Origin of the sequence: Arthrobacter sp. zg-Y1116 (genome assembly GCF_024385485.1) — a bacterium.
GTDB lineage: Bacteria > Actinomycetota > Actinomycetes > Actinomycetales > Micrococcaceae > Arthrobacter_B.
Window position 1 is genome coordinate 114,973 of record NZ_JANFLR010000004.1, and the last position, 19,844, is coordinate 134,816.

General features: G+C 65.3%; 14 protein-coding genes. 7 read left to right on the top strand and 7 right to left on the bottom strand.

Features of this window, described 5'->3' with window-relative positions; genetic code table 11:
• Positions 1 to 3: 3 nt before the first annotated feature.
• From NNX34_RS12050 to NNX34_RS12075, 6 genes are all read left to right on the top strand, one after another.
• Complete coding sequence (locus tag NNX34_RS12050; protein ID WP_227923191.1) at positions 4 to 798, top strand: ABC transporter ATP-binding protein; 795 nt, start codon at positions 4 to 6, stop codon at positions 796 to 798.
• Entirely contained in the window at positions 798 to 1,664 is an 867-nt protein-coding gene (locus NNX34_RS12055) for an ABC transporter permease (protein ID WP_227923193.1), read from the top strand. The genes NNX34_RS12050 and NNX34_RS12055 overlap by 1 nt, the downstream gene beginning before the upstream one ends.
• Positions 1,661 to 2,677 (top strand): ABC transporter substrate-binding protein, encoded by a 1,017-nt coding sequence (locus NNX34_RS12060; protein WP_255766768.1) that lies wholly within the window; start codon positions 1,661 to 1,663, stop codon positions 2,675 to 2,677. Before NNX34_RS12055 ends, NNX34_RS12060 begins: the two co-directional genes overlap by 4 nt.
• 88 nt (positions 2,678 to 2,765) lie before the next feature.
• Complete coding sequence (locus tag NNX34_RS12065; RefSeq protein ID WP_370647270.1) at positions 2,766 to 3,962, top strand: lipase; 1,197 nt, start codon at positions 2,766 to 2,768, stop codon at positions 3,960 to 3,962.
• A gap of 468 nt (positions 3,963 to 4,430) precedes the next feature.
• Complete coding sequence (locus NNX34_RS12070) at positions 4,431 to 6,110, top strand: hypothetical protein (RefSeq protein ID WP_255766769.1); 1,680 nt, start codon at positions 4,431 to 4,433, stop codon at positions 6,108 to 6,110.
• Positions 6,107 to 6,364 (top strand): hypothetical protein, encoded by a 258-nt coding sequence (locus tag NNX34_RS12075; RefSeq protein ID WP_255766770.1) that lies wholly within the window; start codon positions 6,107 to 6,109, stop codon positions 6,362 to 6,364. Before NNX34_RS12070 ends, NNX34_RS12075 begins: the two co-directional genes overlap by 4 nt.
• Here the strand turns inward: NNX34_RS12075 and NNX34_RS12080 are convergent.
• From NNX34_RS12080 to NNX34_RS12105, 6 genes are all read right to left on the bottom strand, one after another.
• On the bottom strand, positions 6,361 to 7,893 hold the full coding sequence (locus NNX34_RS12080; protein ID WP_255766771.1) for a hypothetical protein: 1,533 nt from the start codon (positions 7,891 to 7,893) through the stop codon (positions 6,361 to 6,363). The genes NNX34_RS12075 and NNX34_RS12080 overlap by 4 nt on opposite strands.
• Positions 7,890 to 11,270: an exodeoxyribonuclease V subunit beta gene (locus NNX34_RS12085; protein ID WP_255766772.1), complete on the bottom strand. Its 3,381-nt coding sequence runs from the start codon at positions 11,268 to 11,270 to the stop codon at positions 7,890 to 7,892. The genes NNX34_RS12080 and NNX34_RS12085 overlap by 4 nt, the downstream gene beginning before the upstream one ends.
• Positions 11,267 to 14,122 carry a PD-(D/E)XK nuclease family protein gene (locus tag NNX34_RS12090; RefSeq protein ID WP_255766773.1) on the bottom strand — a complete coding sequence of 952 codons (2,856 nt, stop codon included), beginning with the start codon at positions 14,120 to 14,122 and terminating at the stop codon, positions 11,267 to 11,269. The genes NNX34_RS12085 and NNX34_RS12090 overlap by 4 nt, the downstream gene beginning before the upstream one ends.
• Before the next feature lie 94 nt (positions 14,123 to 14,216).
• A complete protein-coding gene (locus tag NNX34_RS12095; protein WP_255766774.1) occupies positions 14,217 to 15,791 on the bottom strand; it encodes an SIR2 family protein in 1,575 nt (524 codons plus the stop codon).
• A 72-nt stretch (positions 15,792 to 15,863) separates the two neighbouring features.
• Positions 15,864 to 17,348 (bottom strand): ADP-ribosylglycohydrolase family protein, encoded by a 1,485-nt coding sequence (locus NNX34_RS12100; RefSeq protein ID WP_255766775.1) that lies wholly within the window; start codon positions 17,346 to 17,348, stop codon positions 15,864 to 15,866.
• Positions 17,345 to 18,283 carry an ARPP-1 family domain-containing protein gene (locus tag NNX34_RS12105; protein ID WP_255766776.1) on the bottom strand — a complete coding sequence of 313 codons (939 nt, stop codon included), beginning with the start codon at positions 18,281 to 18,283 and terminating at the stop codon, positions 17,345 to 17,347. The genes NNX34_RS12100 and NNX34_RS12105 overlap by 4 nt, the downstream gene beginning before the upstream one ends.
• A gap of 92 nt (positions 18,284 to 18,375) precedes the next feature.
• On the opposite strand from NNX34_RS12105, the gene NNX34_RS12110 reads away from it, so the two are divergent.
• Entirely contained in the window at positions 18,376 to 19,041 is a 666-nt protein-coding gene (locus NNX34_RS12110; protein WP_255766777.1) for an NUDIX domain-containing protein, read from the top strand.
• A 137-nt stretch (positions 19,042 to 19,178) separates the two neighbouring features.
• Here NNX34_RS12110 and NNX34_RS12115 read toward each other — a convergent pair whose 3' ends face one another.
• Positions 19,179 to 19,820 (bottom strand): DUF4352 domain-containing protein, encoded by a 642-nt coding sequence (locus tag NNX34_RS12115; RefSeq protein ID WP_255766778.1) that lies wholly within the window; start codon positions 19,818 to 19,820, stop codon positions 19,179 to 19,181.
• Between the last annotated feature and the right edge of the window lie 24 nt (positions 19,821 to 19,844).

Here is a 19,844-nt window from a genome sequence, read left to right on the forward strand (position 1 = left end):
GAAATGACACAAGCTCCACCCGAGGTCCGCTACGCGTTCGAGGTCGACTCGGTCCATAAGGTCTTCACCGGATCGCAGAACGTGCACGCCCTTGATGACATCAACCTCAAGCTGAAAGAGGGCTCCTTCACCTGCATCGTCGGCCCGTCCGGCTGCGGGAAGTCCACCCTGCTCCGGATCCTGGGGGAACTGGAAACGGCTACCACCGGCACGGTCACCCGGAACGTTTCCGCGGAGAAGGTGCCGGCGTCGGCCTTTGTCTTCCAGGAACACGGGGTATTCCCGTGGTTCAACGTCCTGCAGAACGTGGCCTTCGGCGAGCACATGGCCGGCGTCGGCAAGCGGGAACGCCTCGAACACGCCCGGCACTGGATTGCGGAAGCCGGCCTCACCGGTTTCGAGGAAAGCTATCCGCACCAGCTCTCGGGCGGAATGCGCCAGCGCATCGCCATTGCCCGGGCCTTTGCCACCGGGTCCCCGGCGCTGCTCATGGATGAGCCGCTCGGAGCCCTGGACGCGCAGACCCGCATGCTGATGCAGGAACAACTGGTTCGGCTGTGGGAACTGGAACGCAAGACCGTTGTCCTGGTGACGCACTCCATCGACGAGGCACTCCTGCTCGGCGACCAGATCGTGATGATGTCCGCCCGCCCGGGCCGCGTCAAGGAGATCATCGACGTGCCCTTCGGACGTCCCCGCAGCATGGAAATCGAGGGCACCAGCGAATTCGGCTCCATGAAGCAGGACATCTGGGATTCCCTCCGCGACGAGGTACAAGCATCTTTGAGGTTCTCCTAATGACTAACACCGCAACTGCCCCCAAGACCACGGACTCCTCCGAGCTCGACGGCGCCATCCGCCGTGAGTACCGGCAGGTTGTCCGGCTGCGCTACCGCGACATCCTGCTGTCCACCCTGACCCCGGTGCTGCTCCTGGCTCTGTGGGAGGTGGCCGCCCGGAACGGTGCCCTGGACGCCCGGCTCTTCACCCCGCCGAGCCTCATCGCCGAGCAGGCATGGAAGATGACCCTGAGCGGCGAGCTGTGGCAGCATACCTCGGCCACCATGGGCCGACTGCTGCTGGGCTTCGTGCTGGGCGCCGTCACCGGCATCCTGGCCGGCCTGCTGATGGGAGTCTGGCGGCCGGTGCGCGCCGCGTTGGGGCCGACCTTCACCGCCCTATATGCCCTGCCGAAAATCGCCATTGTTCCGCTGCTGCTGCTGATCTTCGGGCTGACGGAGACCCCCAAGGTGCTTTCCGTTGCCATTTCCGTGTTCTTCGTAATGCAGATCAACACCCTGGCCGGCATTGTCCAGATCGACAGCCGGGTGCTGGAAGCGGCCCGGGCCTACAAGGCCAGCGGACTGAAGCTCTTCCGCTACGTACTGCTTCCCGGGGCAACTCCGGCGATCATGACGGGCCTGCGCGTGGCCGCGGGAATGTCCGTTATCGTGATCACCGCCGTCGAGTTTGTCGCCTCCAACAACGGCCTGGGCTATCTCATCTGGAACTCCTGGCAGCTGTTCCAGCCCAGCAAAATGTACGTCGGCCTCATTGTGGTGTCCCTGGTGGGCGCAGCGGTGACGGCGCTCATCATCCTTCTTGAACGGGCTGCCCTGCCCTGGAAATACTCATCCGGATCAAAGAAGAAAGATCAAAAATGAAAAAACACCTCAAGGTCCTGGCAGCAACGGTGCTGGCCGGACTTGCCCTCTCCGCCTGCGGCGCGGACTCGGGCTCCTCTTCCTCCGAAGAGGGGTCAACGGAAACCGCAACGGTGAAGGTCGGAATTGTCCAGCTGCCGATTTTCGCACCGATTTACGTTGCTGAAGCGAAGGGCTACTTTGACGAAGCGGGCCTGGACGTCCAGCTCGAAACCGTGAAGTCCGGCCAGGACGCGGTGCCGCTGGCGTCCAGCGGAAAGCTCGACGTCGTTGCCGCCGGCTTCTCCGCCGGCATGTTCAGTGCCATTGCAACCGGCCTGGACATCAAGGTTGTGGCGTCCATGGGTGTCAGCGACGGCGACACCGAGAAGAGCCCGACTGACCTGGTGGTCTCCAAGGCCAAAGTTGATTCCGGTGATATCACCAGCATCGCTGACCTGAAGGGCAAGAAGATCGGTGCTGCCGGCGGTGCGGGCGGCACGGGTGCCTTCCTGCTCAGCCTGGCCCTCGAAGAAGAAGGCCTGACCATCAATGACGTCGAGATTGTGAACCTCGGCAACCCGGACATGCCGACGGCGCTAGCCAACGGCAGCCTGGACGCCGGCTTGATCTCGGCTCCCTTCTCCACGCTGGCCATCGAAGACGGCACTGGCGTTTCCATGGCTGTCCCGCCGGCCGGGACTTCCGGTACCGGCATGCTGTACGGCGGCCAGTTCGCCGACACCGAGAACGCTCAGAAGTTCTTCGATGCCGTAGCCCGGGCTGCAAAGGACCTGCAGGGCGAGGACCGCTACTCGGACGAGAACCTGAAGATCATTGCCGACGCGACGGGACAGACGGTCGAGGAACTGAAATCCGTTCCGCTCTACACCTGGATGCCGAATCTGGAACCGCTGCCTGAGCAGCTGGAGGGTATGGAAGCTGTCTGGATGGAATCCGGTGCCATTGAGTACGAGGAAGCCATCAAGCAGGACACCTATATCGATTCATCCTTCTCCGAGAAGACGTCCTAACTACATCTGTATGGCATTCGCAGCGGCATCCCGGGAAACCGGGGTGCCGCTGTCTTGTCTGGGCGCCGCATAAACTGAGGGTGCCTATGTGGACAACCGAGAGAAGACCCTGAGCATGATCACCACCCCCATTACGCCGTCCCTTGTTCGCGGTGCGGCGGAACTGGAAACGACTCCCCGCGGTCTTCGGCCTCATCGGCTGCCAGCCTGGGTGCGCAACAGGTTCCCCGATCCGCAGCTGATGATGGCGGAAAGCCAGCCGTCTGGTGTCCGGTTGGTTTTCTCGACGACGGCGGAGGTTCTGGCGGTTGTGGTGCACCCGTCCCGGGTGGTTTACCGGGGTGCGGACCGGCCCCGGGGTTCTGTGGATCTGGTCGTGGACGGGAAGTTGCTCGAGAGCGACGAGCTCACCGGCGGCGACTATGTCGAGGTGGATATGTCGACCGGGGCGGCGACTCCGTTTGAGGGGCCGTCGCATACCAGCGTGTTCCGGCTGCCTGCGGGCTCCAAGGTCGTTGAGGTTTGGCTGCCGCACAATGAGGCGGTTGAGTTGGTCGAGATGCGCTCGGACGCTCCGGTGGCGCCGTATTCCTCGGGCAAGCCTGTCTGGTTGCACCACGGAAGCTCCATCAGCCACGGTTCGAATGCCGCTACGCCGTCCTCTATCTGGCCTGTGGTTGCGGCCCAGTTGGGCGGGGTGGAGCTGCATAGTCTTGGCCTAGGCGGGAGCGCTCTGGTGGACCCGTTCACGGCGCAGGTTCTGCGGGACACGCCTGCCGATCTCATCAGCGTGAAGCTGGGCATCAACGTGGCGAATATGGATTCCATGCGGCTTCGCGCTTTTGTGCCTGCGGTGCACGGTTTCCTCGATACGATCCGCGAGGGGCATCCGGAGACGCCGCTGGTGCTTATTTCGCCTATCTTCTGCGGTATCCACGAGGACACTCCAGGGCCTGGCGCTTTCGATCCGGCGTCGTTTGGTACTGATCAGGTTCGGTTTATCGCTAGCGGTTCGCCGGAGGGTGTGGCTGCGGGGCAGCTGACGCTCCGGGTGATCCGGGAGGCGTTGGAGTCACTCGTGGCCCGCCGGTCGGACGACCCGAACCTGCACTTCCTGGATGGCCTGAGTCTCTACGGGGCCGAGGACGCTGAGGTGCATCCGTTGCCTGACGCTCTGCATCCGGACACTGATACGCACCGGATGATCGGGGAGCGGTTTGCGGAGTATGCGTTTGCGGTAGACGGGCCGTTCGGGAAGGCGGCAGGAGTTGGGGTGCCGGCCTAGACGGATAAGGCGCTTACTTACATCCCGGGCTGCTATGTGAGCGCCTCACCCTCACCCGGCGCGAAAACTGCAGCTGCGTTCGCCAGCTGTTGCTTAGGGGTTGTGGCACGTCTTCTGCACCTCCGACTCCTCGAGAAGGACAAGGATTTCGTGCAGACTTTTCTGTCACATTGATATGGAGCGTATAGAGACCATCTTCCCTGGTGCCCGGTCACTATGAATTGCCGCTATTTCATGATGGGCGTCGTATTTTTGGATATAGCACTCCTGTTATTCGGGGACGGGGTGCGGGAAAGTCGAAGGCGGATAGTTTCAATTCGGCATCGTATCCACTGACACTTTCCAACATCGGGAAAGTGTCAGTGCTTCCCGGTACCTTGTTGTTCATCATTAGATGCAGGAATTTGAGGTTCCATGCACCCCTAACGGCTTCGACAGCGGGCCGCCCAGAAACTGGAGAGTTCTTTCATGGAATCAGCGTCCCCCTCCCCGCCGACGGACTGTACCGTCTGGATTCCCGCCGCTGAGTGGCCGCGGGTACAGACCGTGTTCGAAGCCATGAACAACGCGGAACCGGTCTGGCCCGGACTGCGGATTCCCGCGGAAACGTTGCCGGTTGAGGTTTTCGTGGACGAGAACGGCGACGCCGCGTACAGCTGTGAAAGCACCTCAATAGCCCACGACATTGTTGGGGAATCCACCGGATATGACATCTTTGGCGAACCGGGCTGGACCCTTGAAAAGTTCACGCTGTTCATGACGTCCCGGAAGCACATGTATAGCGAATCTGAGAACGGGAAATCACCCACCCTCGCCGCTCTGGCCGGTTACTGGCAGACCCCGTTCCTTGTCGACACGGCACAGAATGACTCCCACTTTGTGTACTTGGTAACCCCCGACGGAAATGTCACCATCGTCGAGTATGACGGCGGGCAGGACGGGATGCTTTCCCTTCGGGAAACATTCTTCGTCCGGGGTCTCGAAGCCGCGCTGGCGCTGCCGGGGGTTACCCTGCGCAAAGCCGGTCCCCGGCCACTGCCGGGCGTGGACTCGTTTGCCGCCAACCGCCAGGGCCTGCTCCATGACTGGGTTACTGCCCATGATCTCGGGCGGATGTCCGCCCCTCAGGGCGCGGAACTGTGCGCCAATGACCTGTTGTTCCCGCACCGCGACGAGATCAACACGCACCGACCGGTGGTCGCCTACGTGCGCAGTGCGCAGCACCTGTACGAACTGCTGTATCCGGTAACCCAGGAGCTGGGCCCGTTGGAGCTTCTGTGCGCCGTGGACGGAGTGCTGCAGCGCTACGTCGATCCGGAGACGGGCGCGGAGCAGGGACTGGGAGCCCTGGCCACCGACTGGGCGGATTGGATCCTTGAAGATTCGGTTCCGGAAGGACACCGGAGACCCAAGCAGCCCTGGGAGGGTAACAGCCTCGACGCCCGGCTGTACCGGCTGGAACATCACATCGTGGACTACGACGACCAGGAAACCGGCACCTCCCAGTTCGTTACCGCCCTGGAGCTGGAGACCTGGCTGAAGAGCGCCTTGGGCCGGCACAACCTCCCCATCAGTGTCGACGTTCTGAATGACGCGGCGCTGCTGCTCAAGGCGGGGACCATGCCCGTGTTCCAGCAACACACCTACGAGCGGTCTGAAGGTCCGGAGCTGAAGGTCCGGAAATCAAAGCAGTTCTTCTCCCCGTGGGCCGGATTCCGGACCTGGGAGCACCCGGATACCGGGCGCCATCTGTTTCAGCCGTATCTGAATACGGTGATGGACGGGGAAAAGGTGGAGTCCTTCCACGCGGTGAGCTGCCTGGACTTCGATGAGCTGGAACCGTACCTGCTGCCGAGCGGAGCCACGGTGGACATGCAGTCCTGGTTCGTGCTGAGCGTGCGTGATACCAGGACCTGCATCCTCTTTCCCGCCGCTGGCACCATGCTCAAGGTCAGCACTGACAACGACGGCGCTGCCGCCCGGATCACGGCGCGCGAATACCAGGGCCGACGCCGGGAACTGGATCGGGAACGTGCCTTCCACACCCGGTGGGCGGACTGGTTGGACGCCGACCATCAGCTGACCCACCAGGAAATCCTGGCGGGCATGGACACCCTGGACCGGATGATCAAGGAGAACAGTAAATGATTAGCACCAAGGACGACACCACCTCCGGTACCGGGACCGTCGCGGACTTCGGCTCCGTCCGCTGCCTGTGGGACGACTCGGTCTGCGTGGATCCGCCCACGCATTTCGTGGCCCTCGAGCTGGCCGAAGGGCCGGACGCCGAAGTCTTCTGCGTTCGGCATTATGTCCTCACCCTGGCCCGGATGTGCCAGTTGCACCTGCCGGATTGCGAGGGAGACTTTGCTGGCCATGTGGCCAGCCACGGGGAGCTCTAGGGGGCAGGCGGTACCCGACGTACCCCACCGCGAGCCTCCGGACCGGAGGCTCGCGGAACGGCTGTCCGCGGCGACTTCGGATAACGCTTCCGGATTCCGGCAAACCACAGCAGGAATCCCACAGGCAAGATCACCCCGAGGACGTACCCACACGGCGTGGCCGGCTCCACCAAGATCGCCGCCGAGCCCAGCGCCAGGCCGCCGGCTCCGATGAGGGTTGAGTATTCCCTGACCTGACGTTCGTTGACGTCTTTGCGTTCTTCCTCTTCCAGCGCCACACGGTTCCCCAGGTGGCTGGTCCAGTCGTTGTAATCCGTTGCGAGGCGGGCGAAAGCTTCCCGATCTCCCAGGCTCTGCTGCAGCTTTTGCAGGTATTCCGTCCACTCCGGCTGGTTCGGAACATTGTCGAACCAGATGCAGTTTCTGAAGAAGAAATAGCTGTCGCCGAAGTCGCGCAGGGCTTTCAAGGATGTTTTCAGGTCCGGCTTGTCGATTTCCATGCTGCGGGCCTGCGCAGCGAGTTCATCCGTAAAGTATTCCAGGCATGCATGTTGCCAATAGCTCAGGAGGGCAAGTTCCACGAACGGATTGTCGCCAGACTTCAGAACTTTGAGTTGATCCCACCACGCGTCCGGGACATCATCGGTAAAGATCACTGATGTCCCGAACGGCTCAACCCGGACATCGAAAGCGCCCGTCCGCTTCAGGAAGTTGGCGTTGGCGTACTCGTGGGAGTCAGGCGGAAGGCGCCGGTTATTCCGGTTGTGGGTCGCGAAAAAATAGGACCACTTCTGTAGGGAATTGGTCCCCCAATTGCGGTGGGTGTGCAGGCTTTTGAGCGGAGGAGGTACCCCGGGTCCGCTTTGGACCGCCATGGTCACGGTGGAAATGTAAAGCCGTGACGAGACAGAGAGGCGGTCAGCACCCTTGGGTTGGAGCACTCTGCCGTCCCCCTGAAACCGCAACCACGGTAGTCCGACGTGGTGGATTATTGATACCAAGGCTGCGGGAGGGCCGGACTTCGGTCCCTCCTTCGACCGCACGAGGAAATCTTCAAGGTCTGTTCCGTCCTTCACCTCGAGATCGACAATGAGGAACTGGCTGGTCCTGCTGCCGATGCGGAAGGAAATGCGTTCCACCTCCCAGCCCTCAACATCCTGGAAAGGGGTGGTTGACCCCGTCCATGCCTCACGCGTGGCCATCGATGCTTCGTCGAATCCCAACGCCCGTGCCATCGGTTTGCCCAGCAGATTCTTGGAAAACTTGCTTCCGGCGTCGCCGTTCCTTTCCACTTCGAGGGTCTCCGAGAGGAGCCCTTTTCTACCGGTCTTTGATTTTGCTGTTCCTGTTCCGATTGGCTGCCATTCGCCCGCCGGAGTATCGCCCAGCCGGCCTGGCTCCGGAACCCCGGGCATTTCGGGTAGGGGAACGATGTAGGTGACCCGGACAGTCTTCCAGCTGAACTCCGGTGTTTGGGCCTCGACCAGGGAATCCCGGTCAGTATCGCCGGCGGCTTGCGCGTTAATCATGATTCTTCTGTTCCCCCAGTTAGTGTTCTTTGCAAAACCTCTGCTCCGCCGGCACGGCAGAAAATCAGGACCAGCTCGCTGACCTGCTCCCCGGTAATCCGCTCGATCATCAGGGCATAGGTGCCCAGCTGCCGCCAGTACGCGGCGAGCTGCTCGGCGCCAACGCTGACGTCGGTCTTGAAGTCGGCGATGACCAGACTCCCGTTGTCCTCCCGGTACATCAGGTCGATGATGCCTTCCAGTGTCTGGTCTCCGTGGGGAGCCACCATCGGCAGCTCCAGCCAGTGCTCCCGGTCGGCGGCGCGACGCACCGGCACAGTTTCCAGTGCTGCCCGTGCGTAGGCCTCCAGATCGGCCGGGATGCGCAGCCCGGCAGCCGCGGCCACCCCGGACGCCAGCCCGGACAGCGACGGCGAGAGTTCCAGATCGGTCAGTTCCAGCAGCCGGTGCAGGGCGGTGCCGAACACCGGCCCGTGCTCCACCGGAATCCCGTCAAACCCGGGCAGCGACTCTTCTGCTCCGTCAGGCGGCTGGAAGGACGAGGTGGCCTCCGGCGCCGGGACGCCGCCGTCGGCCGCGGGATCCGTGGACCCGGCGCCGTCGCCCTTGGCCAGCGCGGTGGCCGACGTCCGGGACGAACGGGCCGACTGCTCCACCCACTTAGCCCGGTCCTCTTCCCACTTCTCGAACGCGGGCACGGGCGCCGGCGTCACCGGAGCCTTGTCCAGCGGAGGAAGCTCCTGCGGAAGCTCCAGATCCGGCGCCGGCTGATACTTCTTTCCCGGGGCGGCAGGCTCCGCCTGGGCTTTCTTCTCCATGTCGGCAAGCTGGCCGCTCATGCTTGATCCGGACCCGCTGTAGTGCGAGACCACCAGGTGGCTCATGGCACGGGTGCAGGCCACGTACAGCAGGCGGAGGCGTTCGGCGTCGCTGAACTGTGTTTCCAGCTGCTTGGCGGCGGCAAACCCGGAGGTTTCCACGTCCTTGAGGAAACGCACCAGGGTGTTCCCGGCGCCGTCCCACAGGACAGGGTCGGACACGGGCCGCGGCGCGGACCCTGCCCCGGCCAGAATCACCATGGGGAACTCCAGGCCCTTGGACGCGTGGATGGTCATGATCCGAACGGCGTGCAGATCCGTTTCGGGCACCACGGCTTCCTTGACCCGGGCATTGTCCCCCTGCTGGGAGGCAGCCCAGTTCAGGTAGTCCCGCAGCCCGCCGTGGGTGGCCTCCGACCAGGCGCGGGCCTGGTCAATGACGAACCGGATCCGCCGCCACACATCCCGGTACCGCGGCGTATCGGTGGCCGCTTCCAGCACCCGCTGTTCCCCGGCCAGCTGTTCCAGCAGTTCGGCCGGCGAGCGGACCGGCAGCTTGCCGTGCAGTTCCCGGAGGCAGGCCAGCGCCTTGTCGACGGCTGAGTCCTTCTGCCCATGGGGTGCGGGGGCGTAGAGATTCCAGTGGCCGCCGGCCTGCTTCCAGCGGAACAGGTCATCATCGCCGCAGGCAAAAAGCGCGGAGCGCAGGGTGAGCACGAGGGCCGCCTGATCAGCGGTGTTGCTCAGGGCCCGCAGTGCCAGCAGCAGGTCGGTGACCTCCTGCGTGGCATACACCAGGGAGGAGGCCTCGGCCCGGTATTCGATGCCAGCCGCATCCAGGGCATCCTCGATGTAGGGCAGCGCAGTCTTGGCGGGCAGCAGGATGCAGACGTCGCTCAGCTGCAGGTCCTCCCCGGCGTATTTTTCCTTGTTTCCGCCCTGATGCCGCCAGGCAGGGGTGCCGGCGCTGCCGGTGGCTACCCGGATGGCGGCGGCCACGTCGCGAGCCTCCATCGCGCCGCGTTCGGCAGCGGAAAGCTTCCCGCTGCCGCGGCCGATGACTGCGACGGCGGGGCCGCCGTCGTTGATCCACTCCGGCCGGTCGGGGTCCGGCGCCAGTTCGGCATACTCCGGCTGCACGGTCCCGTTGCCCTGGATGAGCCGGCCGAAGGCGGCGTTGACCCACTCCAGCACCGCGGTGGTGGATCGGAAGTTGATCTCCAGGGTGGCAATGGCGGAGCCGGTGTCCGCGGCCGCACGGTTGCGGGCGGAGAGGAACGTGGCAATGTCGGCCCGCCGGAAGCGGTAGATGGACTGCTTCGGGTCGCCCACCATGAACAGGCGCCCCGGCGGAACCGGCAGCTCGGCCCAGCCCTCGGGCCCGCAGCCGGTGCTTGCGGCGAGCCGGACGGCGATTTCGGCCTGCACCGGGTCGGTGTCCTGGAACTCGTCGAGCATCAGGTGCGTGTAGCGCTGCTGCAGCGGTCGGCGGGCCGGCGCGTCGTCGTCGTCCGCGCCGACCAGGAGATCCCGCGCATGGACGAGGAGGTCGTGGTATTCCAGTTCGCCGCTGCGCTGCCGGGTCCGGGCGGCGTCGAGCAGGATCTGGGCCATGATGGCGCTGACCGTGGCGACGGCGGGGGAAACCATCTCCGTGATGGTCTGGTTCCGCTGGGCGACCAGGTTCTTGAACTGCTCCCGGACGCTGTCGATGTGTCCGCCCCAGTTGGGTTTGCGACCCCCCGAATACCCGTTTTTGGGCAAGCTGTTCAGCACGTCGATGATGCTGCCCAGGTCTTCGGAGCCGTGCACTTCCTGCAGGCGGGTCCGCCACGCCTCCACAACAGGGAAACGCTCCAGCAGCGGATCCGCCGGGTCCGTGCACTTTGACTTGTTTTCCAGGACCAGTTCCGCGGCGCGCAGCAGGGGTCCGACGTCGATGGCGGGGACACGCTGGCGCTCCGGCGGGCGGGTGCGCAGCCGGTCCCAGTTCTCGTCCAGTGTCCCGGCCACATTGCGCAGCTGGTCCAGCGTGACGCCGACGGCGAGCAGCACCTGCAGCGCCTTGTCCGCGGCGGGATCCGTGAACAGGGCCTGCTGCACCTCTTCCCAACGCCGCTCGAAGGCGATCTGGGCGCGCAGCTCGTCCACCACGGTAATCAGCGGAGGTACACCGGCTTCGATCGGATATTCGCCGATCAGCCGGGCGGCGAACGCGTGGATGGTGCCGATCGGGGCAGCATCCAGCCGGTTCAGGGCCTCATCCCGCAGCCCGGCAGCCGCCTCGGTGACACAGCGGCAGCGGTCTGCCAGGGCCTTCCGGAGCCGTTCCCGCAGCTCGCTGGCGGCCTTTTCCGTGAAGGTGATGGCGGCGATGCTGCCAATGTCGATGCCGCTGTCCACCAGGGCGGTGATGCGGCCCACCAGGGCGTGGGTCTTGCCGCTGCCGGCACCGGCGTCCACGAACACGGTGGTGGACAGGTCAGCGGCGATCTGGTTCCGCGCCGCCTGGTCCTTCTTCGTGTTCTGTTCCGGCGGGGAGCATTGCGGGCAGCTCATTTTTCCTCCTGGAAGAACCGCGAATAATCGCTGAGGGCGGGGTCGGCCTGCAGCCGCTCCCAGGTGTGCCGGACGCCGGCGGCGCCCATCATGGTGGTGTGGTTGATGCCGCGGTCCGATTCGGGTCGGGGCGGGAAAACCCCTGCCCGAAGTGCTGCCATGATCAGTCCCGCGTCCGCGCGGAGGGTGGCAACGACGTCGTCGGTCACCGCGTACCCCACGCTCCGGTAGTCGCCGCGGGCCGTGATGAACCGGTATTCGGCGCGGACCTCCGCGGTGTTGTCCTGCCGGAACCGGCGGGCGAAGAGTCCGTAGACCGGCAGCTGGAAACGGGTGCCTCCGGCGGTGGGATCGCTTTCCTTCAGGGACTTGTATTTGTCCGATTTGCCGGTCTTGTAGTCGATCACCAGCACCTGGCCGTCGCTGTGCCGATCCACCCGGTCCACCTTGCCGCGGAAACGCACGGTGCTGCCGTCCGGCAGGTCCAGCTCCACGGGGTGTTCTTCCTCCGGTACGCCGAATTCCGCCTCCACGCCGATGTGCGTCCAGCCGGTCTGGCGGGCGGCGTCATCGGCGTCGTGGACCTGAGCCAGGTCCGCACGCATCCGGGACTTGTCCCGGTCCCAGGTGTGTTTCAGCCAGGCCGGATTGGCAGTGTCCTCGAACGCCTTTTCGGCAATCTCCAGCAGCCGGCGGGCGTCCGGGTGCGAGCCTGAGGTCAGTTCCAGGACGTAGTCCTCCAGCACCTGGTGCATCAGGTTGCCGCGCTGCATGTGGCTGATCTGGACTTCCAGGGTCACGTCCTCGAACAGCTCGGCCTTCAGGATCCGGCGCAGGAAATACCCCAGCGGGCTGATCACCCAGTCCTCCAGGTTGGTGGGGGAGATGGGCACGTCCGGATCAATGATGGAACCGGCGACGGCGGCCAGGTTGCCGTTGAAGCGGGAGAAGGTTCCGATGCGGCGGTGGTCGCGCACCTCCAGGGCTGCGGCCAGGACCCGATCCACGGCGTCGGAGTCCGGACCTTCGGTCAGCAGCCGGCGGACCCGCCATTCCTGGGGCGTGGCGGCGAGGCCGCTGGGATCGCCGTGGGTGAGGCCGTGGGCGAAGGACTGCAGGTCCCGGATCTTTGCCTCGCCGAGCCAGCGTGAGGGGGAGAGCCCGCCGCCGGCACGCAGGCTGCCGCGCGGATAGAGGACGGTGCGGCGGGTGCCGGTGGCCAGCAACCGCTGGAACTGGTCCTTTGCCGCCGCGGCGCGTTCGTGGACGGTGGGTAACGGGGCGGCCAGCAGGGGGATGGCGGCGTCCGGCAGCAGCGGGTTTTCCCGGATGCGGGCCGGGGCCAGCCCGTCCGCTGCGCCGACTATGAAGACGGTGTCCAGGTCCCGGCCCACGCCGTCGGCGTAGGAGCCCAGGACCACGCCGGTGCCGCTGCTGCCGGCCCAGAAGCGGCCGGAGTCAATGCCGCGGCTGACGGCGGCGCGGATGGCGGCTGCCGAGGGTGCAGGGGCGATGCCCTCCAGCAGGTCCAGTTCGCGCAGGAGGTCGGTGACGCGTTTACGGGCCTCGAGCGGCTCCAGCTCAGGGGAGCCCTGGCGCGGGGCGAAGAATTCGTCCACGAAGTCGGTGAGGCCCGCTGCAGCGGCGGTCCAGCTGCCGGCGTTGAAGAGCCGGGCGAGGCGTTCGCCGAGGATGGCGACGAACTCGGTGAAGCGGGCGTAGTTTTGCCGCCGCTGCTTCTCGAAATCCGGGAGGTCTTCGGTGGCTTCGTCCTCCTCCGTATCCTCGGGGGGATGGGCGTGCAGGCGCTCGCAGACAGCGCTGCTGGGCAGCTCCCCGTCCCGCCAGTTGGGAGAACCTTGGGACAGGGTGTCCAGGATGATCCGCACGTCGGGGGCGGCGGGGTCCAGGCTCAGCAAGTTCGCGAGGCCGCGGGCGAGGGCGGAATCCGCGAGGCCCCGGGCGCCGGCGCCGACAAACTCGATCCCGGCCTCGGTGAGGCGCCGGGCCAGCAGGGTCCGGTAGGGGTCCGCGGCGGAGTAGAACACTCCGATGCGGTGCCCGGGTTCATTCGCTGCGAGACGCTCGATGACGAGGCGGACGACGGCGCGGGCTTCGTCGTCGGCGTCGGAGGCACTGAGGACCGTCTCGTCTTCTGTGAGGGATGAGGCGGCTGTGAGGTGGGTGATGCCGTGCTGTGAGTCCAGGGCGGTGCGGAAGGCGGCGGCGGAGGGGTCGTGTTCGGGGGCGAGCTGGAATCCGAGGACGCTGCCCAGCCGCCGGGCGGCCTGCGGTGTGCCGAGGGCCGTGGTGGCTGCGGTGTAGCGCTCGTGGCCGGTGTACCAGCGGGCGCCCAGGGCTGCGGTGGCGCTCCGGTGGACGCGGGCCACTTCGCGGACCAGGCGGGGCAGGTTGTTGAGGTTCTCGGGGCAGGCCGCGTCCAGTACCGAGGAGGTGCTGGCGATGGCGCGGGCGGTGGCGGGCTGGTCGGCGACCTGCTCGAACAACCCGGGCGCCTGGGCCAGGACGGCCGTGATGGCACCTTCGCGGACCACGGCCGGCAGGGGAGCGCGGCCGGACAGCTGGGCGCCGGCTGCGGCGAGTTCGTCCGCGAGGTCGGGAAGGGTGACGGTGCGGACGGCGGCGCTGCCGCGGCCGTTGTTGAGGGTCCTGCCGAGGTAATGCTTGATGTCTAAGGCGGAGGAGTGGGACGGGGCGATCACCGTGACCGGATGGAGGGGACGGCCCTGCTGCGCCTCCGCCACGGCTGCGGCCAGCGCCTGGAGTGCTTCCGGCGTACTGGCGTAGCTGAGTGTGTGCGGGCTCGGGCCCGCAGCTGTTTCCGTACTCAATGAACTCCCCCTAGTTATTAAGTGAGTTCAACCTAGCAGGAGGGGGCGACGGTTTCGGGGCGGCTGGCCGGTGCGGAGCCGTTCGTAGTGGTGATTATGAGCTGGGAGCCGGAGCGCCCAGCTCAGCCAGCATCTCCCGCAGTCGGACCCCGCCGCTACTCTGGGCTTCCCCGTCGGTAAGGCGTTTGCCCAGATCCAGCAGCGACTCTCGGAGAGACTTTTCGGGCTCGGTCAGAGCCCCTTCATATCCTTCGGCCAACAGGTACGAATGGCTGTCCGTGGACAGGGCCACCAAGAGATCCAGGAAAATCTCAAGTGTTCGCCCGGAAGAGGGGATAAATTCCTTTCGGGATTCCGTGCTCATCGGCACCAGATTCAACTGGTCGGACCACATCCGCTCGTCCAGCGGATCGGTGGAGAGCATCAGTGCCGTCGCGGGTCCTTCCCCGGTCCTGCTTTCCTTGGGCAATGCCTGTTTTACATCGTGCAGGATCTCGTGGAAGTGGTCATCGGTCAGGCCGAAACCCACGAAGAGGAGGTGCTGCGTCATGAGGGTTGCTTTCACCAGAGCGGAAAGCGCGTTGCGGGACGTGCTGAAACCGAGATAGTCGTCCCTGGTGAGCACTATCGATTCCGGGTCCGTCACCGATCCATGGAGCTTGAGCAACCAATCGTCGTGTTCGCCGGCGCCGTCGGGAATCACAGAGCGCGGGACGCCGGCGTCGCCCGAGGCAATCTCAAAGAGTTCGTCGTAGTTCAGGGTGATCGCTTCCCTGCTGCCCAGACTGGCGAGGAGCGCCGGAGCCAAACCGTATCGTTTCAACTTCACGAGCTTCACGATGGCCTGATTGAAGGACAACGCATCCGGCTCGGCGCGTTCCTCGTAGATGGAGCGCAGAATGCTGGCTTGGTCGAGGTGGCCTCGCTTTTCGAGTGATTCTGTCTCGGAGTCTGTGAGCTTAGCGGTCTTGGCCAGCGCGGCCAGAAGCTCCGTCCAACTCGGTGCCCCGGCACTCATGCTCACGCCCGCTCCCATGAAGGGGACGAGCTTGCCGTCGCGGGCGTGAGCGGCCAAGCGTGCGGCTTGCGTCTGGTGCTCGCGGTCGAGGGGCGCCCACCATTCCGGCTGGCGCTTCCTGAGTTCCTGGGCGAGGGCAAAGTCCTTTTCGTTTGCCAGCACCAGTACGACATCGACGCCGGCCTCGGCGGCCGCGCTGCGTGTCTCTTCGAGGAGCAGACGAATGACGTCGCCTTTCACCAATCCTGCGCCGCCGCCTCCCGTTCCGAAAAGCGGCATCGCCAGCAGGGGGACGGGGCGGGATGGTTCGCGGCCAGCTTCGTTCCGCCGTCGTTTGGCTCCTTCGGCAGCTATACGGATGAATTCCCTTAGCGGAGGAATGAGCTCATTAACTAATGAAATCCCGGAGTACGGCACGGCGGTGAGGACCGGCAGCGGTTCATTGGCCGGCCACGTTTGGATCGGCTGCGCGAGCATCGCTCCACCGGCGAAGGCGGGGTCTTTGCCCTTCTGGACGGCGTCCTCGAGGCAGGGCACAGCGCGACGCCAGTGGCTGGCAATGCTGTAGGTCCGGTCGGTGGGCAGCAGCCACGCATCGCAAGCGAAGTTGGTCAGGCTGCCCCTGGTCACGAAGACGTGTGATTCCCCCATGAGGGAGTTCTACCACGGCCAGCTCCTGACCCACGTATTCGTGAGGTAGGACCCGGCCGATGCGCCGGCCGGTTAGGCAGTGATTTCATCCGACTCCGCCGCCAGAACCTGCCGGAAGGCCGAATTCGGGTGGGCGTTGGGGAGGACGCGGCGTACGCGTTCGAGCGCTTCCAACGGAGTCACCCCGGCGGCCCGGGCGCCGTACAACGCGGCGACGGTCGGCGTCCGCGACTCGGCCCGCACGCAGTGCAGCAGCACGGTCTTGCCCTCGGCACGGAAACGTTCGACGGCGGCGGCCGCCTCCTGCAGCACGTAACCGGCGTAGGCATTGGACTCCACCGAGGCGGAGTCCACCAGCCAGAACGCTGCATGGTTTTCCGGCGTAATGCCGGGGGCGTCGTCCGTGCCCAACCGGCACAGGCTGACCACAGCATCGATGCCCAGCTCCGCAGTCCTTTCAAGCGAGCCCACCCCGCCCAGCCAGACGCCGTCGTCGTCCGGGTGCCGGACCAGGACATCGGTCCGGTCCCATCCGTTGTAGTCAAAATGTGCCGTGCGCGGCCACTGGCGGATCTGGCGGCCGTTGCCGCCGGCGAGTTCGATGCCGAGGGTCATCAGGTCCCGTGTGCGCAGCCCGGGCCAGCCGTGCAGGTTGCGGCGCCATTCGAACGGGACGGCGGAGAAGCCATAGGCGGCGCCGAGCAGGGAGCCGGCGATGGCGGCCACTGTGTCGGTGTCATTACCGCCGCGGACCGCCTCCTCGAGTGCAGCCCGCAGGTGGCCGGGGCCTTTGCTTCCGGCACGCGTGGCGGCGATGGCGCTCCAAGCGCCCTGCAGCGCCTCCACCACCCAGCCGTTCTTCGCGAAGTCCCGTGGCCGGGAGCGTTCGGCGGTTTCGATCCGCTCGAGCCACAGCGCGGCACGGTCCGGCGGCAGCAGCGGCAGCCCGGTCCGGATGTCCAGTGTTCCGGTCAGGACCGCCTCGCGGATGGCGACGCACCACAGGCCGCAGGCCTCCCGGGCATCGTCCTCCACATGGGTCAGCGCGCTGAGTTCACCGGCAGCCGTCATGAGGTCGGCCGGCTTCCGGCCCAGATAGGCCAGGGCCAGGGGAGCGGTGCGCATCAGGGAACCGTTACCGCCGCTCCGGCCGGCCCGTTCGTGGAAAGCCTGGGCGGCGTGGGCAAAGTCCTCCGCGGTGACCTCGGATCGGCCCGCGGCCGCCGGCTGCTGATTCGCGGCATGGATGACGTTCCTGGTCTGCGAGCCCACATCCTTGGCTTCAGCGGCCCACGCCGTCCAGGCGCGGACGACGGCGTCCAGTGCGGCGGGGGTGGGGCCGGCGTCGAGAAGCGCTTCGGCGATGGGGATGGCCATGGAGGTGTCGTCGGTCCATTCAGCGGGATCGAACCCGAACGGGCCGCCACCCTTCATGGTGACCTCGGCGCCGTCGGGCAGGGGCGCGCCGAATTCGTAGCCGGCGCCCAGGGCGTCTCCAGCGGCGAGGGCAACAAGTACACCGGCGGCGCGGTCATTCTGCGCGGAGTTCAGATTCATAGGGCCTCCATCAGGGGGTGATTGGTGTTCCAGCAGGATAGGTGGGCGATATCGGGTTCCCGGTGGGGGAGCCTGACGGCCATGCCTTCCGCGATGACAGGGCCGCGGATGCCAAGGATGTTACGGCTGCGCATTGAGTCGTGGCGCCGGACGCCCTCGCTGTAGAACTCGCCGAAATCGATGGTTCCGGCGATGGCAGCAAAGTCGCGGGCGAGCTGGCCGGGCATCGGTACGGTGTTCTGGGTTGCTGCGGGCAACAGTGCCGCATCGAGCAGCGCCGCGTCCAGGAGCTGCTGGTAATGGAGTCGGAACAGTGTGGCGGTGCCGAAGACTTCCAGTAGCAGGGGTTGCCCGCCGACGCCGATCACCACACCGCGCTGGCCGTCAAGCGGCTTCGGCGCGGTGAAGCGGTGCCTGTCGAGGCTGCCGAAACGGTCCAGGTGCTCGGGAAGGGAGCTGGTGGCTGAAGGGCCGCGGACAGCGTCGAAGCGCCGGACCCTTTCCCAGATCTGCTCCTGGCGCCGGCTTCCGGCCTCGGGCGGCCCGCCGCCGGCCATCTTCGCGCGAATGCTCAGCGGCGCCCGCCGAGCTTGGCAGCGGTGTGTGTCTTGTCCGGCTTCCCACCGTCCGGCCTCGACGCAGAAGGTGTCGATGTCCACGGTCTCGCCGGTATCGATGAGGACGTCACGGGCGCAGGTGCGGTGCTGTTGTCCGCCCTCCAGCAGTTCGCCTTCGAGTAGCAGGGCGGCGTGTTTGCCGTTGTTGCGCACCGTCAGCTGGCCGACCCTGGCACCCGTCGCCAGCTCGGAAACGGCAAGGTCTGCGTGGAGTCCGGTGCTGATGCCGAGCCTCCCGTGTCCGGCTGTCCAGACGGGAAAGATCGTCAGCGGGCCGGCGGCAGTGCCGGCGCCGACGTGGAGTTGTGGAATCTGCATATCGAACCTCCTCGCTTTAGCGCAAATGTGAGCTAAGTAGTTCCAGTATGCACCGGTTGCATCTTTTGCGCAAGATTGAGATAAATGAGGGTATGAGTGAGTTCCGCGCATCCCTGTCCCTCCTGGAATATCCGCGGCCTTCGGTGGCCGTGGACACCGCAGTGCTGACCGTGGCCGGGGCTGAACTAATGGTCCTGCTCGTACGCAGGCGCGAGGAACACCACGCGGGGGAGTGGGCGCTGCCCGGCACGTTCCTGCGGGAACGTGAAACCCTGGCGGCCGCCGTCCTGCGATCCCTCCGGGACAAGGCCGGAATCGAGGGGAGGGTCCCGCAGCAGCTCCATGTCTTCGATGATCCGGGCCGGGATGACCGAGGCTGGACACTGTCCGTGGCCCATGTGGACGCAGTCCCGTTCCGGGAGTTGGAAACCCCGCTGCAGTCCGATGATGTCCGTCTGGCTTCGATCGCGGCGGAGGCGGACCTGATCGCTGCTCTGCCCTACGGCCACGCAGATATGGTGCTCTTGGCGGTTGAGCGGATGCGGCAGGACTATGCGCAGACTCCCGATCCGGCGGGCCTGCTGCCCGAGCCCTTCACACTGAAGGAACTCAGGGACCTACACGAAGCGGTGGCAGGCCGGACGCTGATGCGCGACACCTTCCGCCGGCAGATGGAACCGCAACTGGCCGGTACCGGGCAGATGTCGGACGGCACGAGGGGGAGGCCATCGCGGTTGTGGCGGCGTGGGGCGGTATAGCAACACGCCGGGGAGAGTGAATATGGCGCACAGTCGGCAGAAACGGGATCGCGACGCCGAAGAAGTGCGACCAGTCCGTGGTCACTCTGGTAAACCAAGTGACCGCGGACAAGCGCGTGGGTCGGTACAGGGTTGGGTTACGGCAGGTCTAGACGAACGATTGCGGGTTCGGCCGACGGTTCAGTCTCCGTGTCACGGAAGGCAAGCGCGAGCACTTTCGCTCCGTCGGGAACCAGGAATCCGTATGACATCTGGGATTCGAATCCAGGTTGAAGGCTTGCGTTGCACTGAGGGTTGTCCTTCATCTCATACAGGGAATCGATGGGGTCGAAGAGACGATCTTCAGCATCGAACAGGCCGACCTCAATCGGCCATCCACAGGTCAAATCCATGGATTCCTTGCCGTTGTTTTTTACGGTGGTCGTGACGATGACGTAGTGGCCGCCCGTTTGCGCGGGCACCTCTGTATACGTTTCATAACCGCTCCCCGAGCGGTAGTTGGTTTGGTTGAGCGAGACGGTTGGCGAATTCGCGGCACTGTGGACGGTCATTTGTACGCCGCCCTGTTCTGCAGGTTCCCCTACTTCTGCATAGCCCTTCTCAGTGGGCGACGGGGTCGGGCTAGGAGTAGCGGTGGGAGGCAAAGTGGGTTTTAGGCTCTTCGCTGTTTGCTCCTGAGTATCTGAGGGCACTGGCCCTTGGGCGTGCTGCACATCGGTCGTGCCACAGCCGGCCGCAATCAGTGACAGCGCGACGAGCGGTAAAAACAACTTCTTCAATTTTGATCCCCAACAAATATTTCG

What these genes read in the sequence shown, in the direction of transcription:
- NNX34_RS12050 (WP_227923191.1), top strand. Translation starts at nt 4, where the DNA reads ATGACACAAGCTCCACCCGAGGTCCGCTACGCGTTCGAGGTCGACTCG.
- NNX34_RS12055 (WP_227923193.1), top strand. Translation starts at nt 798, where the DNA reads ATGACTAACACCGCAACTGCCCCCAAGACCACGGACTCCTCCGAGCTC.
- NNX34_RS12060 (WP_255766768.1), top strand. Translation starts at nt 1,661, where the DNA reads ATGAAAAAACACCTCAAGGTCCTGGCAGCAACGGTGCTGGCCGGACTT.
- NNX34_RS12070 (WP_255766769.1), top strand. Translation starts at nt 4,431, where the DNA reads ATGGAATCAGCGTCCCCCTCCCCGCCGACGGACTGTACCGTCTGGATT.
- NNX34_RS12075 (WP_255766770.1), top strand. Translation starts at nt 6,107, where the DNA reads ATGATTAGCACCAAGGACGACACCACCTCCGGTACCGGGACCGTCGCG.
- NNX34_RS12080 (WP_255766771.1), bottom strand. Translation starts at nt 7,893, where the DNA reads ATGATTAACGCGCAAGCCGCCGGCGATACTGACCGGGATTCCCTGGTC.
- NNX34_RS12085 (WP_255766772.1), bottom strand. Translation starts at nt 11,270, where the DNA reads ATGAGCTGCCCGCAATGCTCCCCGCCGGAACAGAACACGAAGAAGGAC.
- NNX34_RS12095 (WP_255766774.1), bottom strand. Translation starts at nt 15,791, where the DNA reads ATGGGGGAATCACACGTCTTCGTGACCAGGGGCAGCCTGACCAACTTC.
- NNX34_RS12100 (WP_255766775.1), bottom strand. Translation starts at nt 17,348, where the DNA reads ATGAATCTGAACTCCGCGCAGAATGACCGCGCCGCCGGTGTACTTGTT.
- NNX34_RS12105 (WP_255766776.1), bottom strand. Translation starts at nt 18,283, where the DNA reads ATGCAGATTCCACAACTCCACGTCGGCGCCGGCACTGCCGCCGGCCCG.
- NNX34_RS12110 (WP_255766777.1), top strand. Translation starts at nt 18,376, where the DNA reads ATGAGTGAGTTCCGCGCATCCCTGTCCCTCCTGGAATATCCGCGGCCT.